This window comes from Pseudomonas sp. GD03944, from assembly GCF_029839275.1.
In the GTDB taxonomy this organism is placed as follows: domain Bacteria; phylum Pseudomonadota; class Gammaproteobacteria; order Pseudomonadales; family Pseudomonadaceae; genus Aquipseudomonas.
The window spans coordinates 283652-304617 of the sequence record NZ_JAOCAH010000004.1 but is presented as its reverse complement, the minus strand read 5'-3'; the positions used below and the strand labels follow the sequence as shown (position 1 = coordinate 304617).

The 20966-nt window shown below is 64.5% G+C and carries 17 protein-coding genes; 11 read left to right on the top strand and 6 right to left on the bottom strand.

What is annotated here, in order from left to right:
• Nucleotides 1–29 precede the first annotated feature (29 nt).
• The 3 genes from N5C28_RS09555 to N5C28_RS09545 form a co-directional block, all read right to left on the bottom strand.
• Nucleotides 30–1154, bottom strand: coding sequence for an ABC transporter ATP-binding protein (locus tag N5C28_RS09555; RefSeq protein ID WP_279821853.1), 1125 nt, complete (start codon nucleotides 1152–1154; stop codon nucleotides 30–32).
• Nucleotides 1155–1283: 129 nt separating this feature from the next.
• Nucleotides 1284–1913, bottom strand: a complete 630-nt coding sequence (locus N5C28_RS09550; RefSeq protein ID WP_279821851.1) for a response regulator transcription factor — start codon at nucleotides 1911–1913, stop codon at nucleotides 1284–1286.
• A gap of 37 nt (nucleotides 1914–1950) precedes the next feature.
• A complete protein-coding gene (locus N5C28_RS09545) occupies nucleotides 1951–4335 on the bottom strand; it encodes a PAS domain S-box protein (protein WP_279821850.1) in 2385 nt (794 codons plus the stop codon).
• Between the two features lie 144 nt (nucleotides 4336–4479).
• Between N5C28_RS09545 and N5C28_RS09540 the strand changes: the two genes are divergently transcribed.
• A complete protein-coding gene (locus tag N5C28_RS09540) occupies nucleotides 4480–5499 on the top strand; it encodes an alpha/beta hydrolase family protein (protein WP_279821849.1) in 1020 nt (339 codons plus the stop codon).
• A gap of 4 nt (nucleotides 5500–5503) precedes the next feature.
• Here N5C28_RS09540 and N5C28_RS09535 read toward each other — a convergent pair whose 3' ends face one another.
• The 3 genes from N5C28_RS09535 to N5C28_RS09525 are packed head-to-tail and all read right to left on the bottom strand — an operon-like array spanning nucleotide 5504 to nucleotide 7960.
• Nucleotides 5504–6265 carry a DnaJ domain-containing protein gene (locus N5C28_RS09535; protein ID WP_279821848.1) on the bottom strand — a complete coding sequence of 254 codons (762 nt, stop codon included), beginning with the start codon at nucleotides 6263–6265 and terminating at the stop codon, nucleotides 5504–5506.
• Between the two features lies 1 nt (nucleotide 6266).
• Nucleotides 6267–6938 carry an N-acetylmuramate alpha-1-phosphate uridylyltransferase MurU gene (gene murU, locus N5C28_RS09530; RefSeq protein ID WP_279821847.1) on the bottom strand — a complete coding sequence of 224 codons (672 nt, stop codon included), beginning with the start codon at nucleotides 6936–6938 and terminating at the stop codon, nucleotides 6267–6269.
• Entirely contained in the window at nucleotides 6935–7960 is a 1026-nt protein-coding gene (locus N5C28_RS09525) for a phosphotransferase (RefSeq protein ID WP_279821846.1), read from the bottom strand. The genes murU and N5C28_RS09525 overlap by 4 nt, the downstream gene beginning before the upstream one ends.
• A gap of 125 nt (nucleotides 7961–8085) precedes the next feature.
• On the opposite strand from N5C28_RS09525, the gene N5C28_RS09520 reads away from it, so the two are divergent.
• The 10 genes from N5C28_RS09520 to N5C28_RS09475 all read left to right on the top strand — a co-directional run bounded on the left by N5C28_RS09520 (nucleotide 8086) and on the right by N5C28_RS09475 (nucleotide 20870).
• The gene (locus tag N5C28_RS09520) at nucleotides 8086–10872 is read left to right on the top strand and encodes an LPS-assembly protein LptD (protein ID WP_279821845.1); all 2787 of its coding nucleotides are present in this window, start codon (nucleotides 8086–8088) and stop codon (nucleotides 10870–10872) included.
• Nucleotides 10853–12145 (top strand): peptidylprolyl isomerase, encoded by a 1293-nt coding sequence (locus N5C28_RS09515; protein WP_279821844.1) that lies wholly within the window; start codon nucleotides 10853–10855, stop codon nucleotides 12143–12145. Before N5C28_RS09520 ends, N5C28_RS09515 begins: the two co-directional genes overlap by 20 nt.
• A gap of 102 nt (nucleotides 12146–12247) precedes the next feature.
• Complete coding sequence (gene pdxA, locus N5C28_RS09510; RefSeq protein ID WP_279821843.1) at nucleotides 12248–13246, top strand: 4-hydroxythreonine-4-phosphate dehydrogenase PdxA; 999 nt, start codon at nucleotides 12248–12250, stop codon at nucleotides 13244–13246.
• A 120-nt stretch (nucleotides 13247–13366) separates the two neighbouring features.
• The gene (gene rsmA, locus N5C28_RS09505; RefSeq protein ID WP_279821841.1) at nucleotides 13367–14179 is read left to right on the top strand and encodes a 16S rRNA (adenine(1518)-N(6)/adenine(1519)-N(6))-dimethyltransferase RsmA; all 813 of its coding nucleotides are present in this window, start codon (nucleotides 13367–13369) and stop codon (nucleotides 14177–14179) included.
• Between the two features lie 30 nt (nucleotides 14180–14209).
• Complete coding sequence (apaG, locus tag N5C28_RS09500) at nucleotides 14210–14590, top strand: Co2+/Mg2+ efflux protein ApaG (protein WP_279821840.1); 381 nt, start codon at nucleotides 14210–14212, stop codon at nucleotides 14588–14590.
• The gene (locus tag N5C28_RS09495) at nucleotides 14590–15414 is read left to right on the top strand and encodes a symmetrical bis(5'-nucleosyl)-tetraphosphatase (protein WP_279821839.1); all 825 of its coding nucleotides are present in this window, start codon (nucleotides 14590–14592) and stop codon (nucleotides 15412–15414) included. Before apaG ends, N5C28_RS09495 begins: the two co-directional genes overlap by 1 nt.
• Complete coding sequence (glpE, locus tag N5C28_RS09490; RefSeq protein WP_279821838.1) at nucleotides 15411–15740, top strand: thiosulfate sulfurtransferase GlpE; 330 nt, start codon at nucleotides 15411–15413, stop codon at nucleotides 15738–15740. The genes N5C28_RS09495 and glpE overlap by 4 nt, the downstream gene beginning before the upstream one ends.
• A 281-nt stretch (nucleotides 15741–16021) precedes the next feature.
• A complete protein-coding gene (locus N5C28_RS09485; protein ID WP_279821837.1) occupies nucleotides 16022–17944 on the top strand; it encodes a PrkA family serine protein kinase in 1923 nt (640 codons plus the stop codon).
• A gap of 77 nt (nucleotides 17945–18021) precedes the next feature.
• On the top strand, nucleotides 18022–19293 hold the full coding sequence (locus N5C28_RS09480; protein WP_279821836.1) for a YeaH/YhbH family protein: 1272 nt from the start codon (nucleotides 18022–18024) through the stop codon (nucleotides 19291–19293).
• Entirely contained in the window at nucleotides 19290–20870 is a 1581-nt protein-coding gene (locus N5C28_RS09475; protein ID WP_279821835.1) for a SpoVR family protein, read from the top strand. Before N5C28_RS09480 ends, N5C28_RS09475 begins: the two co-directional genes overlap by 4 nt.
• The last annotated feature ends 96 nt before the right edge of the window (nucleotides 20871–20966 follow it).

Genomic DNA, 20966 nt, shown 5'->3' with positions numbered 1-20966 from the left:
TCCACTGTGGCTTCGTTGGTTAAGCGCGATCAATGACTGTCCAGCAAGGGGTCGAGTGCGCGCACATGCTCGACCTGCCAACCGATGGGCACCACGTCCCCCACCGCCAGGGCAGGGTCGAGTTCGGCGATGGGCTGTTTGACGAAGAAGTCGGTCATGCCGCAGACCTCCAGGCGCACCCGCACGTGGTCGCCGAGGTAGATGAATTCGGCGACCCGCCCGGAAAAGCGGTTGCAGCAGCTCTCGCTGGAGCCGTTCAGGCTCACGCGCTCGGGGCGCACCGAGAGGGTCACCGGCTCGCCAGGCTGACCGACATTGACCGCCAGCGCCTCGACCTTTTCCCCGCGGGGCAGGCCGACCACGCAGCGCTCGCCGTCACGGCTGAGCAGGCGGCCATTGAGGCGGTTGTTCTCACCGATGAAGTTGGCGACGAAGGTGTTGCAGGGCGCTTCGTAGAGCGTGCGCGGGTCGGCGATCTGCTGGATTTCGCCCTGGTGGAACACCGCCACGCGGTCGGACATGGTCAGCGCTTCGCCCTGGTCGTGGGTGACGTACACCACCGTCACGCCCAGACGCTTGTGCAGGTGCTTGATCTCCATCTGCATGTGTTCGCGCAATTGCTTGTCCAGTGCGCCCAGGGGCTCGTCCATCAGCACCAGTTGCGGTTCGAACACCAGGGCCCGGGCCAGGGCCACGCGCTGCTGTTGGCCGCCGGACAGCTGGCCGGGGTAGCGGTTGGCGAAGGCGTCGAGCTGGACCATGGTCAGGGCACGCTTCACCCGCTCGCTGACGTCGGTCTTGCCCATGCCCCGCACGGACAGGGGAAACGCCAGGTTCTCGGCCACGGTCATGTGCGGGAACAGTGCGTAGTTCTGGAACACCATGCCGATGTCGCGCTTGTGCGGCGGTACGTTGTTGATGGAGCGCCCCGCCAGCTGGATCTCGCCGCTGGTGGGGGTCTCGAAACCGGCCAGCATCATCAGGCTGGTGGTCTTGCCGGAGCCGGACGGCCCGAGCAGGGTGAGGAACTCGCCCTTGCGGATGTCCAGATTGAGGTTCTTGACGATCAGCGACTCGCCGTCATAGCTCTTCTGCACGCCACGGAAGCTGACCAGCACATTGTCCGCCGTGGCGGTTGAACTCACCTCGCCCATGCCCCACACCCTCGATTCTTGTAATCAGTGATTACAGGCTAGGCAAAGCTGCAAGCGGCGCAAATCGGGGGGCAGGAGAGATTGTCATCAGCGCATCGGACGACCGCGTGTAGGGATCGCCCTACAGGATCACAGCAACTTGTGCTCCAGGGCATAGCGCACCAGGTCGGCCACCGAATGCAGGTTGAGCTTCTGCATCAAGCGCGCCTTGTGGGTGCTGATGGTCTTGCTGCTGAGCGCCAACTGCTGGGCGATCTCGTTGACGTTGGCACCCTGTACCAGGCGCTCGAACACCGAGAACTCACGTTCGGAGAGCAAGGCATGGGGCGGGCGCGAATCGGTCAGGCCGACCTCGAACACCATGCGGTCCGCCAGCTCCGGGTCAATGTAGCGCCCGCCCGAGGCGACCTTGCGAATCGCCGTCAGCAGCAGCGCCGGGTCGCTGTCCTTGGTGGCGTAGCCGGCTGCGCCGACCTTGAGCGCCCGGGCCGCCATCTGCGCCTCGTCGTGCATCGACAGCACCAGGATCGCCGGCGGCTGGTTGAGGGCGCGGATGCGCGGAATCGCCTCCAGCCCATTCACCCCGGGCATGGAGATGTCCAGCAGCACTACCTCGCAGGGCGTGTGGCGCAGGGTGTCGAGCAACTGCTCGCCATTGCTCGCCTCCCCCACCACCTGCAGGTCCTTGGCCAGGCCGATCAATTGCTTGATACCTTCACGAACGATGGTGTGGTCTTCGGCAACCAGTACACGAATCAATCAGGGTCTCCTTGCCGGCGGTTCTCAACCGCGCGGCTCAACTGTCCAGCGGCACCGTGACCGTCAGGGTGGTGCCTTCCCCGGGGCGGCTGTCGATCGCCAGGGTTCCGCCCAGCATCAGCACCCGCTCGCGCATGCCCACCAGCCCGAACGACTGCATGCCGACAGCCTCGGGCGTGAAACCGCGCCCATCGTCGACGATGCTCAGGCACAGCATGGCATTGCTGCGTTCCAGGCGCAGCTCCACCGTGTGCGCACCGGCATGGCGGATCACATTGGTCAGGGCTTCCTGCAACACCCGGAACAGCCCGATGGCCTGCCCGTCGGGCAGCTCCGGCAATTCATCCGGCACCTCGACCAGGCAAGGGATCTGGGTCCGCGCTTCGAAACGCTGGGCCTGCCACTCGATGGCCGACGCCAGGCCGGCATCCAGGATCGGCGGACGCAGGGCACTGGCCACGTCGCGCACCAGCTGGAACAACTGGGCGATCAAGCGCTTCATGTTGCCCAGGCGCTCGCCCAGGCCAGGGTCGAGGGCCGAATAGCTCAGCTCGCACATCGAGGTTTCCAGCTTGAGCACGGTGAGCACCTGCCCCAATTCGTCGTGCACTTCCCGGGCGATACGCGCCTTCTCTTCCTCGCGCACGCTTTCCAGGTGGGCGGACAGGTCGCGCAGTTGGGCACGGGATTCAGCCAGTTCGAGCTCGATGCGCTTGTTCTGGCTGATGTCCCAGACGATGCCGTCCCAGACCACTTGACCGCCCTCGAGCCGTCGCGCGATCGCCTTGATATCGGCCCAGCGCTGCTCGCCGGAGTTAGTCAGGATCCGCCCCTGCCAGTGCCAGTCACTGTCGCTGAGCAGCGCCTGGTCCTGGGTGCGGTGGTAGCTGGCCTTGTCATCCGGGTGCACCAGGCTGCGCAGCCCGCGATCCGGGGCCAGCAGGGTCGCCGCCGTATAGCCCACCAGGTTCTCGCTGCCTTCGCTGATGAAGGCGAAGTCCACCGGCTGGTTCGGCTGCGGCCGCTCCAGGCGGAACACCAGTCCCGGCACGTTGGCGGCGATGCCCTGCAGGCGCGCCTCGCTCTCACGCAATGCCGCCAGGGCGCGGCGCCGCTCGGTGACGTCGGTGACGAACACCACCAGGTATTCGGTCTCGCGGTAGCGCAGAAAGCTCAGCGACACGTCCACCGGCAGCAACCTGCCATCGGCTCGCTGGCACTCGGTCTCGAAACTCAGCGGCCCGTCGTCGCCCTGGCGGGCATGCCGCCACAGGTTGAGCCAGCGGTCCATGTCCAGGCGCGGCTCGAAATCGCGCAAGGGGCGATCGACCACCGTGCCCGGCAGGTAGCCGAGCATTCGCTCCGCCGCCCGGTTGGCATAGCGCACGTGACTGTCCCAGTTGACCCAGAGAATACCCACCGTGCTGTGGTCGATGGAGAACTGCGCCAGGCGCAGGGCGTCCTTGGCGGTTTCCCGCAGTTCGATTTCATGCCGTGCGGCCAGCAGGCGGAACTCCAGGGTGTCGCGCTGCCGGCGCACCGTCAGCAACAGCGCCAGGCAGGCCAGGAACAGCAGCGCCAGGAACACGCACAGGCTTTTCCAGAAACCGACGGAAACCGGAGGCGCGGCATAGCCCGGCTGCAACCAGCGCTCATGCAGCTGCTCCAGGTCCCGCGGGGCGATCGCCCGCAGGCCGATATCCACCACACTGGCCAGCACCGGCCAGTCGCGGCGCGACGCGACCCGCAACAGTTGCGGCAGACCGATGTCGCCGACGATCGCCATGTCGGCGAACTCGGCCTCCCGCGACAGGCGACTGAGCTGGGCCTGGTCCACCACGGCGTACCCGGCCCGCTGCTCCTGCACCCGGCGCATGGCCTCGCGTGGCGACTCCACCGCCTGCACGTTCAATTGCGCGAAGCTGCTGCGCAGGTAGCCCAGCACCGCCTCACTGCCCGCCACCGCAATCGGCACCGTGCCGTCCACCTGCTCCAGGTCGACGCTGCCCGTGGCGCTGCGAACGCCCACCAACAGATGAGGGATGCGCAAATAGGGATCGGAGAACAGCGCCACGCGCAGCCCGGCGGGGGTCTGGGTCAGACCGGGTGCCAGGTCGATGGCCCTGGCGTTGAGCGCCTCCTCGAGTGCGGTCTGGTTCTGGAACGCGGTCCACACCAGTTGCACCCGCAGTTGGCGGGCCAGGTGCTCCATCAGCTCGATGCTGGCACCTGACAGGCCCTGCTGACGGCGATCGGACTGAGCGAAGGGCGGCTGCAGGACCACCCCGACCCGCAGCGTCGAATGGGCAGCGAGCCAGGCCTCCTGCTCTGCAGTGAACAAACTAGAGCGGCCGGCAGTTCCGGCCCAGCACAGGGGCGACAGGCACACGAGCAGCAGGAGAACATTCAACGAACGCATCATGCTCAGGGACCACCGCGCTCAGGGGCTCAAACAGGGATGCCTGCTACATTACTCCAGCCACCCGTGGCGTTGCCAAGGGTCCGCCTGACAAATCGGCGGCGAGCCAGTAGGCTGAACGCACGTCCCCCTGCCAGGAATGCATTGATGCCCAGGGCCTGCCGCTCGACTCCTTTCCGTTTCCCTCTGGCCCTGCTGCTGGCCTGCGCCCTGCCGGTGCAGGCGGAAGAAACCCCGCCCGCGGCCGAAGTGCCCGTGCGGCCACCGCTGGACGAACGCAGCCAGGTGGATGCCCGGGCCCTGGAGCGACAACTGGCGCTGCGCGAGCAACAGATGCTCGACGCCGGCGGTGATCAGTTCCTGGCCCTGTGGCTGCCGGCAAACGTCGGCGACGCGAATGGCGCGGTGATCCTGTTGCCCGGCGACGATGAGAGCGCCGACTGGCCACAGAGCATCGGCCCGCTGCGCCGCAAGCTGCCGGACAACGGCTGGCACAGCCTCAGCCTGACCCTGCCCGACCCCCAGGGCGAGCTGCTGCCGGTCCGCCCCCCGATCGACGAAACCGCCCCCGCCGCCCCCGGCGAACCCGCGGCGCCTCAGGCAGATGGGGAAGCCCCGACGCCCAGCACCGAAGAAGCCACGGCAGCCATGCCAGTGGCACCGGAAGAAGCCGCGAAAGCACAGACCGACGCACAGCGCGCCGCCCATACCCAGCGCGTGCTGGCCCGCATTGCCGCCGGCATCGCCTTCGCCGAACAGCGCCAGGCCAAGACCATCGTCCTGCTCGGCCACGGCAGCGGTGCCTACTGGGCGGCACGCTACCTGGCCGAACACAAGCCAGACGGCGTACGGCATCTTCTGCTGGTCGCGGCCGAACGGCCAACGGGATTCGCACCGGAGCTGGATGAACTGATCCCGGGCTTGCAACTGCCCACCGGCGATTTCTACTTCAAGGATCAGGCGGCAGACCGTTCCGCCGCACTGCTGCGCATGCAGGCGGGCAAGCGGCAGAAGCACCCGGCCTATACCCAGATCGGGATGAAGGCACTGCCCGACAACCCCGAGGTCGAGCAGGAACAGGTCTATCGGCGCATTCGCGGCTGGCTCGATACACAGCTCAAGAAAGCAGCCCCCTCCGCGCCAGCGGCCGGAGCGCCGGCCGGCTGATACCTCAGCGGAAGCCGCGGCGCTGGCGGATCACACCATAGGCATTGTGCAGTTCGCGGGTTTTTTCCGTGGCTTCGCGCACGCGCTCCGCGCCGGCCCCACTGCCGGCCAGCTTGTCCGGGTGATGCCGGCTCAACAGGCGGCGATAGGCACGTTTGATCTGTGCTGGCTCGCTGTCCGCCGCCACGCCCAGCAAGCGCAGCGCCTGCTCATAACTGCCGCCGGTGGAGGCCATCGGACCCTGCTTCGGGGCGTAGGCCGCATTCAGCTGCGCCTGGGCCGCGGGCGATACGCCTAGCCATTTCCCCCACAGCAGGATCAACTCCTGCTCGACCTGGCCGACCCGCCCGTCGACCCAGGCCATGCGCCAGCAGGCACGCAGCAGCGCTTCGCTCTGCAGGCGCTGCCGCCGCAAGGGCGCACGCAGGCTGTCACGTCCGGTCTTGCCGCGAGAGAACGCGTCGATCGCCCGTTGGCGGTCCGCATCGCCCAACCCCAGGCGCTGCATTTCCGAGCGTGCCTGCTCGATGTGCACCGGCAGCACCCGCCCCTCGCACTTGGCCAGGCGTCCCAGCAGCACGAACAGCAGCATGTCGTCCGAGCTGTCCGGCTGCTGCAGCCCCAGCCGCTGCCACAGCGCCGACCAGCTGTGCAGGCGCAGCCGCCGGTCGAGCACCTGCCCCAGCAGGCCGCCGAGCAGCGCGCCGGGAATGCTCGCCGCCGCCCACCCCGCCACGGCACCCAGCACAGTAGCCGGCCAGATCATCTCAGCGCCCCTGCCCGATCAACTGCTCGACCTCGGCCAGGCGCTCGTGGGTGCCGACATCGATCCAGTGCCCATCGAAACGCTCGCCGCTGACGCGGTTGTCAGCCATGGCCTGGCGCAACAGCGGCGCCAGCTTGAACGCACCGGGTTGGCACCCTGCGAACAGCGCCGGCGAGAGCACGGCAATGCCACTGTAGGTCAGGCAACCGCCCTCCCCGTCGGCATCGCTGACCTGCCCCTGTCGCAGCTTGAAATCACCGTCCGGGTGATGGGCGGGGTTGTCGACCAGCACCAAGTGGGCCAGCCCGTTAAGCGGTTGCTGGGCGCGAGCGAAGGGGTAGTCGCAATAGATGTCACCATTGACCACCAGGAACGGCTCATCGCCCAGCAGCGGCAGCGCGCGAAAAATCCCGCCGCCGGTTTCCAGGGGCTCGCCTTCCGCCGAATAGCGGATCGAAACACCGAAGCGCGCGCCGTCCCCCAGGTAGTCTTCGATCTGCTGGCCCAGCCAGGCATGGTTGATCACCAGCTCCCGGAAACCCGCCGCGGCCAGCGCCCGGATGTGGTACTCGATCAGGGGCACACCGGCCGCGCGCACCAGGGGCTTGGGCGTGTGCAGCGTCAGGGGCCGCAGACGCTCACCCTTGCCGGCCGCCAGGATCATCGCTTTCATGCCGGCACCGCCGCTTCACGGGGCAGACTGGCGAACAGCTCCGCCAGCTCAGCCAGTTCCGGGCGGCGCGCCAGCACGGCTTCTATATAGGTGAAGAAGCGTGGCACATCGCCCAGGTACTTGGGCTTGCCGTCCCGGTGACAGATGCGGGCGAAGATGCCGATCACTTTCAGGTGGCGCTGGACCCCCATCAGGTCGCTGGCGCGCAGGAAGTCCTGCAGCTCCGCCTGCACCGGAATACCAGCGGCACGGGCCTGCTGCCAGTAACCGGTGAGCCAGTCCTGCACCCGCGCCTCGGGCCAACCCAGGAAGGCATCCTTGAACAGGCTGGTGATGTCATAGGTCACCGGGCCGTACACCGCATCCTGGAAGTCCAGCACCCCCGGGTTGGGTGTGCTGAGCATCAGGTTGCGCGGCATGAAATCGCGGTGCACCAGCACCTTGGGCTGGGCCAGGGCACTGTCGATCAGCAGCTGACTGACGCGCTGCCAGGCCTCCTGCTGCCGGGCATCGAAGGTCACACCCAGGTGGCGCTGCACGTACCACTCGGGAAACAGCTGCAGCTCGCGACGCAGCAAGGCGTCGTCGTAGCTCGGCATGGGCGTAGTCATGGGCAGTCGCTGGAAGGCCAGCAACGCCTGGATCGCATCGGCGAACAGCGCATCGGCGTTCTGCGCATCGATCACGTCCAGGTAGGTCTGGCGCCCGAGGTCGTTGAGCAACAGGTAGCCGTTTTCCAGGTCAGCCGCCAGGATCTCGGGCACGTTGATCGCGGCTTCCGCCAGCAGATTGGCCACTTTGACGAAGGGGCGGCAGTCCTCCTGGGGCGGTGGCGCGTCCATCACGATCAGGCTGCGCTCGCCGGCCTGCCAGCGAAAATAGCGGCGAAAGCTCGCGTCGCTGCTGGCGGGCGTCAGCGTGGCGGCCGGCACGGCGCCCCAGCCGCGCGTTTCGAACAGGGCCGGTAGCAATGAATCGAGCCAATTAACGAGGCGTTGCAGGCGTACATCTTCATCAGGCATTACAAGGGTCTCCGACGGCGCTAGCCGTTGCGCGGGTCATGCTTTATTATCCAGCATCTTTTTCAGCCCATCGAGTGGCGTGCGGCCCCTGGGCCAATGGCGCGCAGGAAGCCCGGAAAAATAAGATGGCAGTAAAATACCCCGCGTTTCGTAAAAAATTCCCACTTCTGGTAACTGGCGGCCTGTTGGCCCTTCAGCCTCTCGCCGGTCAATTCGCTGTAGCAGCCGAGCAGTTCGACTGCCGGGCATCGGACACCGGGGGTTGGGCCTGCGCGCCCAAGACCAGCGGTGCTGCGCTTCCAGCCCGCCCGGTGCACAGCGGCACCAGCATCAGCTCCCCTGCCGGTACGACTGCTGCCAGCAGCAGCGAGAGCAAGGTTGCCAAAACCACCTTGGTCACCGAAAGCGGTGGCAAGGCTCTGGCCTCGCGCAGTGCCGACTATAGCCATCTGGACTGGGTTCCGCGCGAGCAATTGACCGCCGCCCAATTGGCCGAGACCGGCCCCTATTGCGCCGGTGCCTATGTCGAGCCGACGCGCCCGGGCATGAACGACAAGACCCCGATGAGCGAAGCGCCGATGTTCGTTTCGGCCAAGGCGTCGCGCTATCAGCAGGAAGAACAGGTCGCCACGCTGGCCGGCGATGTGGTCCTGCGCCAGGCCGGCATGCAGGTCGAGGCCGACGAGGCCAACCTGCTGCAAGCGGAAAACCGCGGCGAGCTGATCGGCAACGTCCGCCTGCGCGACCAGGGCATGCTGGTGGTGGGCGACAAGGCCGAGCTGCAACTGGACAACGGTGAAGCCCGCGTCGACAACGCCGAGTACGTGCTGCACACCAGCCGCGTGCGCGGCAGCGCGCTCTACGCCAAGCGCGAAGAAACCGCGATCATCCGCCTGAAAGACGGCACCTACACCACGTGCGAACCGGGCAGCAACGCCTGGCACCTGAAGGGCAACAACGTCACCCTGAACCCGGCAACCGGTTTCGGTACCGCGACCAACGTGACCCTGCGGGTCAAAGATTTCCCGGTGTTCTACACCCCGTACATCTATTTCCCGATCGACGACCGTCGCCAGTCCGGCTTCCTGCCGCCCAGCATCGGTTCCTCGAGCGACAACGGCTTCACCCTGCAGACGCCGTACTACTTCAACCTGGCGCCCAACTACGACGCCACGCTGTACCCGACCTACATGGCGGACCGCGGCCTGTTGATGGAAGGCGAATTCCGTTACCTGACCAAGAGCAGCGAAGGCCAGTTCGGCGCCGCCTACCTCGACGACAGCAACGACGACCGCAAGCTGCAGTCCGATTACAAGGACCAGCGCTGGATGTACAGCTGGCAGCACAAAGGTGGTCTGGACTCGCGCCTGATGACCGAGGTCGACTACACCGACATCAGCGATCCCTACTACTTCCAGGACCTGAGCACCGACCTGGGTATTGGCGGCACCGATTATGTCGACCAGCGCGGTACCCTGACCTACCGGGGCGACAGCTACACCGCACGTTTGAATGCGCATGCGTACGAGCTGGCCAATATCACCGACATCACTCCGTACAACCGGTTGCCGCAGATCACCCTCGACGGCGCCCTGCCCTTCCAGCCGGGCGGCCTGAACTTCAGCTACCAGACCGAACTGGTCCGCTTCGACCGCGACCTGCGTGACGGCAACTTCATCAATGAAGACGGCATCGTCGAACAGTCCTGGTACGACACCCGCGTACAGGGCCTGGACCGCGCCAACGGCGACCGGCTGCACCTGGAGCCGGCAGTCAGCATGCCGTTCAACTGGAGCTGGGGCTTCGTCACGCCGAAGGTCAAGTACCTGCAGACCAACTACGATCTCGACCTCGACCAGCAGGGCAAAGCCACGCTGCTCGCCGAGCAGGACTACAGCAGCAGCCAGAGCCGCAGCGTCGGCATGTTCAGCCTGGACAGCGGCCTGTACTTCGACCGCGAGACACAGCTGTTCGGCAATAACTACCGTCAGACCCTGGAACCGCGCCTGTTCTACCTCTATGTGCCCGAGGAAGACCAGACAGACATTCCGGTCTTCGATACCGGCGAGAGCCTGTTCAACTACGCGTCGCTGTTCCGCGAAAACCGCTTCTCGGGCAAGGACCGCATCGGTGACGAGAACCGCCTGTCGCTGGGCATCACCAACCGCTGGTTCGAAGCCAACGGCTTCGAGCGCCAGCGCTTCAGCATCGGCCAGGCCTTCTATTTCGAAGACCGCAAGGTGCAGATGCCAGGTATCGATTACCGCCTTCGCGAGGAGTCCCAGGCGTCGCAGTCGCCGTACGCGATGCAGTACCTGTATCGCTTCAACCGCGACTGGCGCCTGAGCTCCGAATTCAACTGGGACCCGGATACCCACCGCACCCGTTCGGGTAGCGCAATGTTCCACTACCAGCCGGAAGACAACCCGAACAAGGTGGTCAACGTCGGTTATCGCTACCGCAACGACACCATCCGCTACGACCAGGACACCGGTACCTGGACGTCCAACCCGGATTACGGCAGTCCGACATTGGCTGACGGTTCGCAGAACCCGAACTACATCAAGGACTACTACAAGATCAGCCAGCACGACTTCTCGGTCATCTGGCCAATCGTGCCGCAGTGGAGCGTGGTCTCCCGCTGGCAGTATGACTACGCACGCAACCGTACTCTGGAAGCCTTCGGTGGCTTCGAGTACGACAGCTGCTGCTGGAAACTGCGCCTGATCAACCGCTACTGGGTCGACTACGACGAAGTCAGCCTCAACCCATCGCGCAACGACGAGCCGGATCGCGGTATCTTCCTGCAGATCGTGCTCAAGGGCCTGGGCGGCGTGACAGGCAGCAACGTCGAGACTTTCCTCGACCAAGGCATTCAAGGTTATCGTGAACGTGAAGACAAAGCTTTCTGATTGCGTGCGCCCCCTGCTGTTGGGCGCACTGTTCCTGGGTACCCTGGCACACGCCGAGGTACGACCGCTCAACCGCGTCGTGGCCATCGTCGACAGTGATGTGATCATGCAGAGTCAGCTGGACGCGCGCATGCGCGAAGTCCAGCAGACCATCGCCAAGCGGGGCGCTGCCCTGCCACCTGAAGGCGTGCTGACCCAGCAGGTGCTGGAACGCCTGATCGTCGAGAACATCCAGCTGCAGATCGGCGAACGCTCCGGCATTCGCATCACCGATGAAGAGCTGAACCAGGCCATCGGCACCATTGCCCAGCGCAATGGCATGAGCATCGAGCAGTTCCGCGCGGCACTGGCCCAGGACGGCCTTTCCTATGTCGAAGCCCGCGACCAGGTGCGCCGCGAGATGATCATCAGCCGCGTGCGCCAGCGTCGCGTCGCCGAGCGTATCCAGGTCACCGATCAGGAAGTGAAGAACTTCCTCGCCTCTGACCTGGGCAAGATGCAGCTCTCCGAAGAGTTCCGCCTGGCCAACATCCTCATCCCGGTTCAGGAAGGCGCGTCCCCGGACGCCATCCAGACCGCCGGCCGCCAGGCCCAGGACATCTACCAGCAGTTGGAGCAAGGTGCAGACTTCGCCCAGCTGGCCATCACCAGTTCGGCCAGTGAAACCGCGCTGGAAGGCGGCGAGATGGGCTGGCGCAAGGCCGCCCAGTTGCCACCACCCTTCGACGCGATGATCAGTGCCCTGGAAGTGGGCCAGGTGACCGAGCCGATGCGCACCCCTGGCGGCTTCATCATGCTGAAGCTGCTGGAAAAACGCGGCGGCGGTACCCAGGTACGTGACGAGGTCAACGTCCGTCATATCCTGATCAAGCCGAGCGAAATTCGCAGCGACGCCGAAACCAAGCGTCTGGCCGAGCGCCTCTACGACCGCATCCAGGCTGGCGAAGATTTTGCCGAGCTGGCGAAGAGCTTCTCGGAAGACCCGGGCTCTGCACTGAACGGCGGCACACTGAGCTGGATCGACCCGGAAGCCTTGGTGCCCGAGTTCCGCGAAGTGATGAACAACACCCCGAGCGGTGAAGTGTCCAAGCCCTTCCAGAGCCCGTTCGGCTGGCACGTCCTGCAGGTCATGGGCCGCCGTGCAACCGACAGCAGCGTGCAGTTCCGCGAGCAACAGGCCATGAACCTGCTGCGCAACCGCAAGTACGATGAAGAACTGCAGGCCTGGCTGCGTCAGATCCGCGACGAAGCCTACGTCGAAACCAAGATCTGATCGTTCTTGGCTGCACTTCGAAGCCCGGCGTCCTGCACCTGCAGCGCCGGGCTTTTTCGTTAACGCCTACGCTATAACGCCTGAACCGTGAGAACAGCTGCCATGACCGCCCCCCTCCGTTTCGCCCTGACCCCCGGCGAGCCCGCTGGTATCGGCCCTGACCTGAGCCTGCTGCTGGCTCGACAGGCCCACCCGCACACGATCATCGCCGTCGCCAGCCGGGCATTGCTGGCCGAACGCGCCCAGCAACTGGGCCTGGCTATCGAACTGATCGCCACCGACCCGACTGACTGGCCGGAAAAGCCTGCAGAGCCAAGTCAGCTGTACGTGTGGGACACCCCCCTTGCCGGTAAGGTGGCCCCGGGCGAGCTGAATCAGGCCAACGCCGCCTACGTCCTGCAGACGCTGACTCGCGCCGGGCAAGGCTGCCTGGACGGCGATTTCGCCGGCATGATCACCGCGCCGGTGCACAAGGGCGTGATCAACGACGCAGGCATCGTCTTTTCCGGCCATACCGAGTTTCTCGCCGATCTGACCCACACCGAACAAGTGGTGATGATGCTCGCCACCCGTGGCCTGCGGGTGGCGCTGGTGACCACCCACCTGCCCCTCAAAGACGTGGCCGCCGCCATCACGGCGGAGCGCCTGTCCCGGGTCACGCGCATTCTGCACAACGACCTGCGCGACAAGTTTGGCCTGGAGCGTCCGCGCATCCTCGTCTGCGGGCTCAACCCCCATGCCGGTGAAGGCGGCCACCTGGGCCACGAGGAGATCGACGTCATCGAGCCGACCCTGGACCTGCTCCGAGCGGAGGGCATCGATCTGATCGGCCCGCTGCCCGCCGACACCCTCTTCACTCCCAAGCACCTCGACCACTGCGACGCCGTGCTGGCGATGTACCACGACCAGGGCCTGCCAGTGCTCAAGTACAAAGGCTTTGGCGCCGCGGTCAACGTGACCTTGGGCCTGCCCATCATCCGCACCTCGGTGGACCACGGCACCGCTCTGGACCTGGCGGGCAGCGGCAAGATCGATTGCGGCAGCCTGCAGGTCGCCCTGGAAACGGCCTACGAAATGGCCACCAGCCAGGCCCGCACCTGATCCCAGCAGGCCCTGCCCGTTGCCGGAAGCCGCTCCGGCACTCGGGTTAGGGTGACAATACTGTTAAACTGCCGCTCTTTTATTTGCTTTGAGCGTGCGGCTTGAAGCGTGGAGCCGCTTATGTCCGAATACCAGCACCGTGCGCGCAAGCGCTTCGGCCAGAACTTCCTGCATGACGCGGGCGTGATCCACCGCATCCTGCGTGCGGTCCATGCCCGCGAGGGCGAACGCATCCTGGAAATCGGACCGGGCCAGGGCGCCCTGACCGAGGGGCTGCTGGGCAGCGGCGCGCAACTCGACGTGATTGAGCTCGACCTCGACCTGATCCCCATCCTGCAGGCCAAGTTCGGTAGCGAGCCACGCTTTCGCCTGAACCAGGGCGACGCCCTGAAGTTCGACTTCAACCGGCTGGAAGCGGCGCCCCACAGCCTGCGCGTGGTGGGCAACCTGCCCTACAACATCTCCACGCCGCTGATTTTCCACCTGCTGGACAACGCCGCCCTGATCCGCGACATGCACTTCATGCTGCAGAAGGAAGTGGTCGAGCGGTTGGCCGCCGGCCCTGGCGGTGGCGACTGGGGTCGCCTGTCGATCATGGTGCAGTACCACTGTCGGGTCGAGCACCTGTTCAACGTCGGTCCTGGCGCCTTCAACCCGCCACCCAAGGTCGACTCGGCGATCGTTCGCCTGGTGCCGCACGAGGTCCTGCCGCACCCGGCCAAGGATCACCGCCTGCTCGAGCGCGTGGTGCGCGAGGCGTTCAACCAGCGCCGCAAGACCCTGCGCAATACGCTCAAGGCCCTGATGCCGGCCAGCGCCATCGAAGCCGCCGGCGTAGATGGCAGCCTGCGCCCCGAACAGCTGGACCTGGCTGCCTTCGTCCGTCTGGCCGATCAGCTGGCGGACCAGCCCGTCCAGAACGAGCCCAGCTAAACTGGCCGAATGCTAACCGAGTGCTTGCGCATGTCAGATCCTCGTTACCAGGTCGACGTCACCGTCACCACCCGCTACCTGCCGGAACAGTCGCAGCCGGAGCAGAACCGCTTCGCCTTTGCCTACACCGTGACCATCGCCAATAACGGCCAGTTGCCGGCCAAACTGCTGTCGCGCCACTGGCTGATCACCGACGGTGACGGCCGAGTGCAAGAGGTCCGCGGCGCCGGCGTGGTCGGCCAGCAGCCCTTGATCGCCGCCGGGCAGAGCCATAACTACAGTAGCGGCACAGTGCTGAGCAGCCGCGTGGGCACCATGCAGGGCAGTTACCAGATGCTGGCCGAGGACGGTAAGCGCTTCGAGGCCGAGATCGCCCCCTTCCGTCTCGCCGTACCGGGCTCCCTGCACTGATGGCAACCTATGCCGTCGGCGACCTGCAAGGTTGCCTGAAACCGTTGCAATGCCTGCTGGAGCGCGTTGAATTCGACCCGGCCCGTGACCGCCTGTGGCTGGTCGGCGACCTGGTTAACCGTGGACCGGACTCGCTGGGCACCCTGCGTTTTCTCTATGGCATGCGCGAGGCCGTGACCTGCGTGCTGGGCAACCATGACCTGCACCTGCTCGCCGCCGCGCACAACATCGAACGCCTGAAAAAAGCCGACACCCTGCAGCCGATCCTCGACGCCCCGGACCGGGCCGACCTGCTCGACTGGCTGCGCCGACAGAAACTCATGCATTACGATGAACAGCGCGACATTGCCCTGGTGCACGCCGGCATCGCCCCGCAATGGTCGATTTCCAAGGCCCTGCGCCGGGCGGCCGAAGTCGAAGAAGCGTTGCGTGATGACGCCCGCTTCCCCTTGTTCCTCGACGGCATGTACGGTAATGAACCGGCGCTGTGGGACAAGGACCTGACCGGCGTCACGCGGCTGCGGGTCATCACCAACTACTTCACCCGCATGCGCTTCTGCAAGGCCGATGGCACCCTTGACCTGAAAAGCAAGGAAGGCCTGGGCAGCGCACCACCCGGCTACGCGCCCTGGTTCAGCCACAAACAGCGCAAGACCCGCGGCCAGAAGATCATCTTCGGCCACTGGGCGGCCCTGGAAGGCCAGTGCGAAGAACCCGGCCTGTTCGCCCTCGACACCGGCTGCGTGTGGGGCGGCGCCATGACACTACTGAACGTCGACAGCGGTGAACGCCACCGCTGCGAATGCAACGAGGATCCCGCATGAGCGAGTTCAAACGCATTTCCCCGGAACAGGCCCAGGCCCTGCGTGAACAGGGCGCCGTGGTCGTCGACATCCGCGACCCGCAGAGCTTTGCACTCGGCCATATCGCCAATTCCCAGCACCTGGACAACCACTCCCTGGTGGACTTCATCGCCAAGGCCGATCTCGATGCGCCGCTCATCGTCTCCTGCTACCACGGCAACTCCAGCCAGAGCGCAGCGGCGTACCTGGTCGGCCAGGGCTTCACCGAGGTCTACAGCCTGGACGGCGGTTTCGAGCTGTGGCGCGCCACCTACCCCCAGGAAACCGCCCAGGGCGGCGACGAATAAATTTTCTCCCCCGGCAGGCCGCACCAGCTCTGGCCTGCCGCTCTCTACCGTTCGGCGGTAACATCAAGTTATCGTTGATCCCGCCTTGACCCTCCCGATAACGAACTATCCTTTAGCTCAGGCCATCCAAAACCACGGTAGAGCCGGATAACCGGCATTCGGGCCATCGGCAACGACCTTTAGGTGTTCGGGGGACTCATCCCGGTGGCTGCATACCGGGGCTGCCCAGCACCCGCCCGACCGATCCCGAGCCGACTCTCAGCATCGAGCGAGGTGAAGTCATGAGCATTTTCAGTCACTTCCAACAACGTTTCGAGGCGACACGCCAGGAAGAGTGCTCCCTGCAGGAGTACCTGGAACTGTGCAAACAGGATCGCAGCGCCTATGCCTCGGCGGCCGAGCGCCTGCTGATGGCCATTGGCGAACCGGAACTGCTCGACACCTCGGCCAACTCCCGCCTGTCGCGGATCTTCTCCAACAAGGTCATTCGCCGTTACCCGGCCTTCGCCGACTTCCATGGCATGGAAGAGTGCATCGACCAGATCGTTTCCTACTTCCGCCATGCGGCCCAGGGCCTGGAAGAGAAGAAGCAGATCCTCTACCTCCTCGGCCCGGTGGGGGGCGGCAAATCCTCCCTGGCGGAAAAGCTCAAGCACCTGATGGAAAAAGTACCCTTCTACGCCATCAAGGGTTCGCCGGTGTTCGAATCGCCCCTCGGCCTGTTCAACGTGGCCGAGGACGGCGCCATCCTCGAGGAGGAATACGGCATCCCGCAGCGCTACCTGAACAGCATCATGTCGCCCTGGGCCACCAAGCGCCTGGCCGAATTCGGCGGTGACATCAGCCAGTTCCGGGTGGTCAAGCTCTACCCCTCGATCCTCAACCAGATCGCCGTGGCCAAGACCGAGCCGGGCGACGAGAACAACCAGGACATCTCCGCACTGGTCGGCAAGGTGGATATCCGCAAGCTGGAAGAATTCCCGCAGAACGACGCCGACGCCTACAGCTACTCGGGCGCGCTGTGCCGGGCCAACCAGGGCCTGATGGAATTCGTCGAGATGTTCAAGGCCCCTATCAAGGTCCTGCACCCGCTGCTCACCGCCACCCAGGAAGGCAACTACAACAGCACCGAAGGTTTGGGTGCCATTCCCTACAGCGGCATCCTGCTGGCCCACTCGAACGAATCGGAATGGCACAGCTTCCGCAACAACAAGAACAACGAGGCGTTCATCGACCGCATCTACATCGTCAAGGTGCCGTACTGCCTGCGCGTGACCGATGAGGTGAAGATCTACGACAAGTTGCTGATCAACAGTTCGCTGTCCAAGGCCCACTGCGCGCCGGACACCCTGAAGATGCTCGCCCAGTTCTCGGTGTTGTCGCGCCTGAAGGAACCGGAAAACTCCAACATCTATTCGAAAATGCGGGTCTACGACGGCGAAAACCTCAAAGACACCGATCCCAAGGCCAAGTCGATCCAGGAATACCGCGACTCGGCGGGGGTCGATGAAGGCATGAACGGCCTGTCCACACGCTTCGCCTTCAAGATCCTGTCCAAGGTGTTCAACTTCGACCCCCACGAGGTCGCCGCCAACCCGGTGCACCTGCTGTATGTGCTGGAACAGCAGATCGAGCAGGAACAGTTCCCGGCGGAAATCCGCGAGCGCTACCTGCGCTTCATCAAGGAATACCTGGCGCCGCGCTACATCGAGTTCATCGGCAAGGAAATCCAGACCGCCTACCTGGAGTCCTACAGCGAATACGGGCAGAACATCTTCGACCGCTACGTGCTGTACGCCGATTTCTGGATCCAGGACCAGGAATACCGGGACCCGGAAACCGGGGAAATCCTCAACCGCGTGGCGCTGAACGAAGAGCTGGAAAAGATCGAGAAGCCCGCCGGCATCAGCAATCCCAAGGACTTCCGCAACGAGATCGTCAACTTCGTGTTGCGCGCACGCGCCAACAACAATGGCAAGAACCCGACCTGGCTCAGCTACGAAAAACTGCGCGTGGTCATCGAGAAGAAAATGTTCTCCAACACCGAGGACCTGCTGCCCGTCATCAGCTTCAACGCCAAGGCCAGCAAGGAGGATCAGCAGAAGCACAACGACTTCGTCAAACGCATGGTCGAGCGCGGCTACACCGAGAAGCAGGTGCGCCTGCTGTCCGAGTGGTACCTGCGGGTCCGCAAGTCTCAATAACGCAGGCAGCTGAGCGCCACGCCGCCCTTGCGCCCTGCGCCGGGGCGGCCTGAGCTTGCAGTTCCCCGGAGGAGCCTATGAGCTATGTGATCGACCGGCGTCTGAACGGCAAGAACAAGAGCACGGTGAATCGCCAGCGCTTCCTGCGGCGTTACCGTGATCACATCAAGAAGGCCGTGGAAGACGCGGTCAGCCGCCGTTCCATCACCGACATGGAACACGGCGAACAGATCAGCATTCCCGGCCGCGACATCGACGAACCGGTGCTGCACCACGGCCGTGGCGGCAAGCAGACCATCGTCCACCCCGGCAACAAGGAATTCACCGCAGGCGAACGCATTCCCCGGCCCCAGGGCGGTGGCGCGGGCAAGGGCGCCGGCAAGGCGAGCAACTCCGGCGAAGGCATGGACGAGTTCGTGTTCCAGATCACCCAGGAAGAGTTCCTCGATTTCATGTTCGAGGAGCTGGAACTGCCCAACCTGGTGAAACGCCACCTGACCGGCGCCGACACCTTCAAGACCGTGCGCGCCGGCATCAGCAGCGAAGGCAACCCGTCGCGCATCAACATCATCCGCACCCTGCGCTCGGCCCATGCCCGGCGCATCGCCCTGTCCGGCAGCAGCCGCGCCAAGCTCAAGGCCGCCCAGGCCGAACTGGAGCGGCTGAAGCGCGAAGAACCGGACAACTTCGGCGACATTCAGGCGCTGGAAGCAGAAATCAGCCGGCTGCACGCACGCATCAACCGCGTGCCGTTCCTCGACACCTTCGACCTCAAGTACAACCTGCTGGTCAAACAACCGAATCCCAGCTCCAAGGCGGTGATGTTCTGCCTGATGGACGTGTCCGGCTCAATGACCCAGGCCACCAAGGACATCGCCAAGCGCTTCTTCATCCTGCTGTACCTGTTCCTCAAGCGGAACTACGACAAGATCGAAGTGGTATTCATCCGCCACCACACCAGCGCCCGGGAAGTGGACGAGGAGGAGTTCTTCTACTCCCGGGAAACCGGCGGCACCATCGTCTCCAGCGCCCTGAAAATGATGCAGGAGATCATGGCCGAGCGTTACCCGATCAACGAGTGGAATATCTATGCCGCCCAGGCGTCGGATGGCGACAACTGGAACGATGACTCCCCCGTGTGCAGGGATATATTGATCAATCAGATCATGCCGTTCGTGCAGTACTTCACCTACGTCGAGATCACCCCGCGCGAACACCAGGCCCTGTGGTTCGAGTACGAACAGGTGGCCGAGGCGTTTTCCGACACCTTCGCCCAGCAGCAACTGGTGTCGGCCGGCGATATCTACCCGGTGTTCCGCGAACTGTTCCAGCGGAGGCTCGTGACATGACTTCCCATGAAAGTGCATCGCGCGACAGGAAACGCCAGCCGATCTCCACCGGTTCGGAGTGGACCTTCGACCTGATCCGTTCCTACGACAAGGAAATCAGCCGCCTCGCCGAGCGCTACGCGCTGGACACCTACCCGAACCAGATCGAGGTCATCACCGCCGAGCAGATGATGGACGCCTATGCCTCGGTGGGCATGCCCCTGGGTTATCACCACTGGTCCTACGGCAAGCACTTCCTCAGCACGGAAAAGAACTACAAGCGCGGACAGATGGGCCTGGCCTACGAGATCGTGATCAACTCCGATCCGTGCATCGCCTACCTGATGGAAGAGAACACCATCTGCATGCAGGCGCTGGTCATCGCCCACGCCTGCTATGGCCACAACAGCTTCTTCAAGGGCAACTACCTGTTCCGCACCTGGACCGACGCCAGCTCGATCATCGATTACCTGGTATTCGCCAAGCAGTACATCATGCAATGCGAGGAGCGCCACGGCATCGACGCCGTGGAAGATCTGCTCGATTCCTGCCACGCCCTGATGAACTATGGGGTCGACCGCTACAAGCGCCCTTACCCGATCTCGGCAGAAGAAGAACGCCGGCGCCAGAAGGAGCGCGAGGAACACCTGCAGCGGCAGATCAACGACCTCTGGCGCACCATTCCCAAGGGTGCCAGCAAGGGCGGCGATGCCGATAACAAGCGCTTCCCCGCCGAGCCCCAGGAAAACATCCTGTACTTTCTGGAGAAACACGCGCCACTGCTGGAACCCTGGCAGCGCGAGATCATCCGCATCGTGCGCAAGATCGCCCAGTACTTCTACCCGCAGCGCCAGACCCAGGTGATGAACGAGGGCTGGGCGACGTTCTGGCACTACACCCTGATGAACGACCTGTACGACGAAGGCCTGGTGACCGACGGCTTCATGATGGAGTTTCTCCAGTCGCACACCAGCGTGGTGTATCAGCCGCCGTTCGACAGCCCGTACTACAGCGGCATCAACCCCTACACCCTGGGCTTCGCCATGTACCGGGACATCCGGCGCATCTGCGAAAACCCCACCGAGGAGGACCGCCGCTGGTTCCCTGACATCGCCGGCAGCGACTGGCTGTCCACCATCAAGTTCGCCATGAAGAGCTTCAAGGACGAGAGTTTCATCCTGCAGTACCTGTCGCCCCAGGTGATCCGCGACCTCAAGCTGTTCAGCATTCTCGACGACGACCAGAAGGACGAACTGGTGGTGCCGGCCATCCACGACGAGCCGGGCTACCGCACCATCCGCGAGCTGCTGGCCGCGCAGTACAACCTGGGCAACCGTGAACCCAACGTGCAGATCTGGAGCATCGACCGCCGGGGCGACCGCTCATTGACGCTGCGCCACCAGCAGCACGATCGCAAGCCACTGGGCGGCTCCACCGAAGAAGTACTGAAACACCTGCACCGCCTGTGGGGCTTCGATATCCACCTGGAAACCCTGCAGGGCGAACAACTGATCAGCACCCAGCACGTTCCGCCCAAGGGCGACAGCGAACCGGACGGTGACTACCCTCGCCTGGACCTGATCATCCCGCCTATCTGACCCCTACCGCCAGCATGCCAGGGCCGAGCTACCCGTTCGCCCTGGCGGCGCCGCACACGCCTTTTCCCTGAGCGCCGGACAACCGTTATCCTTTGC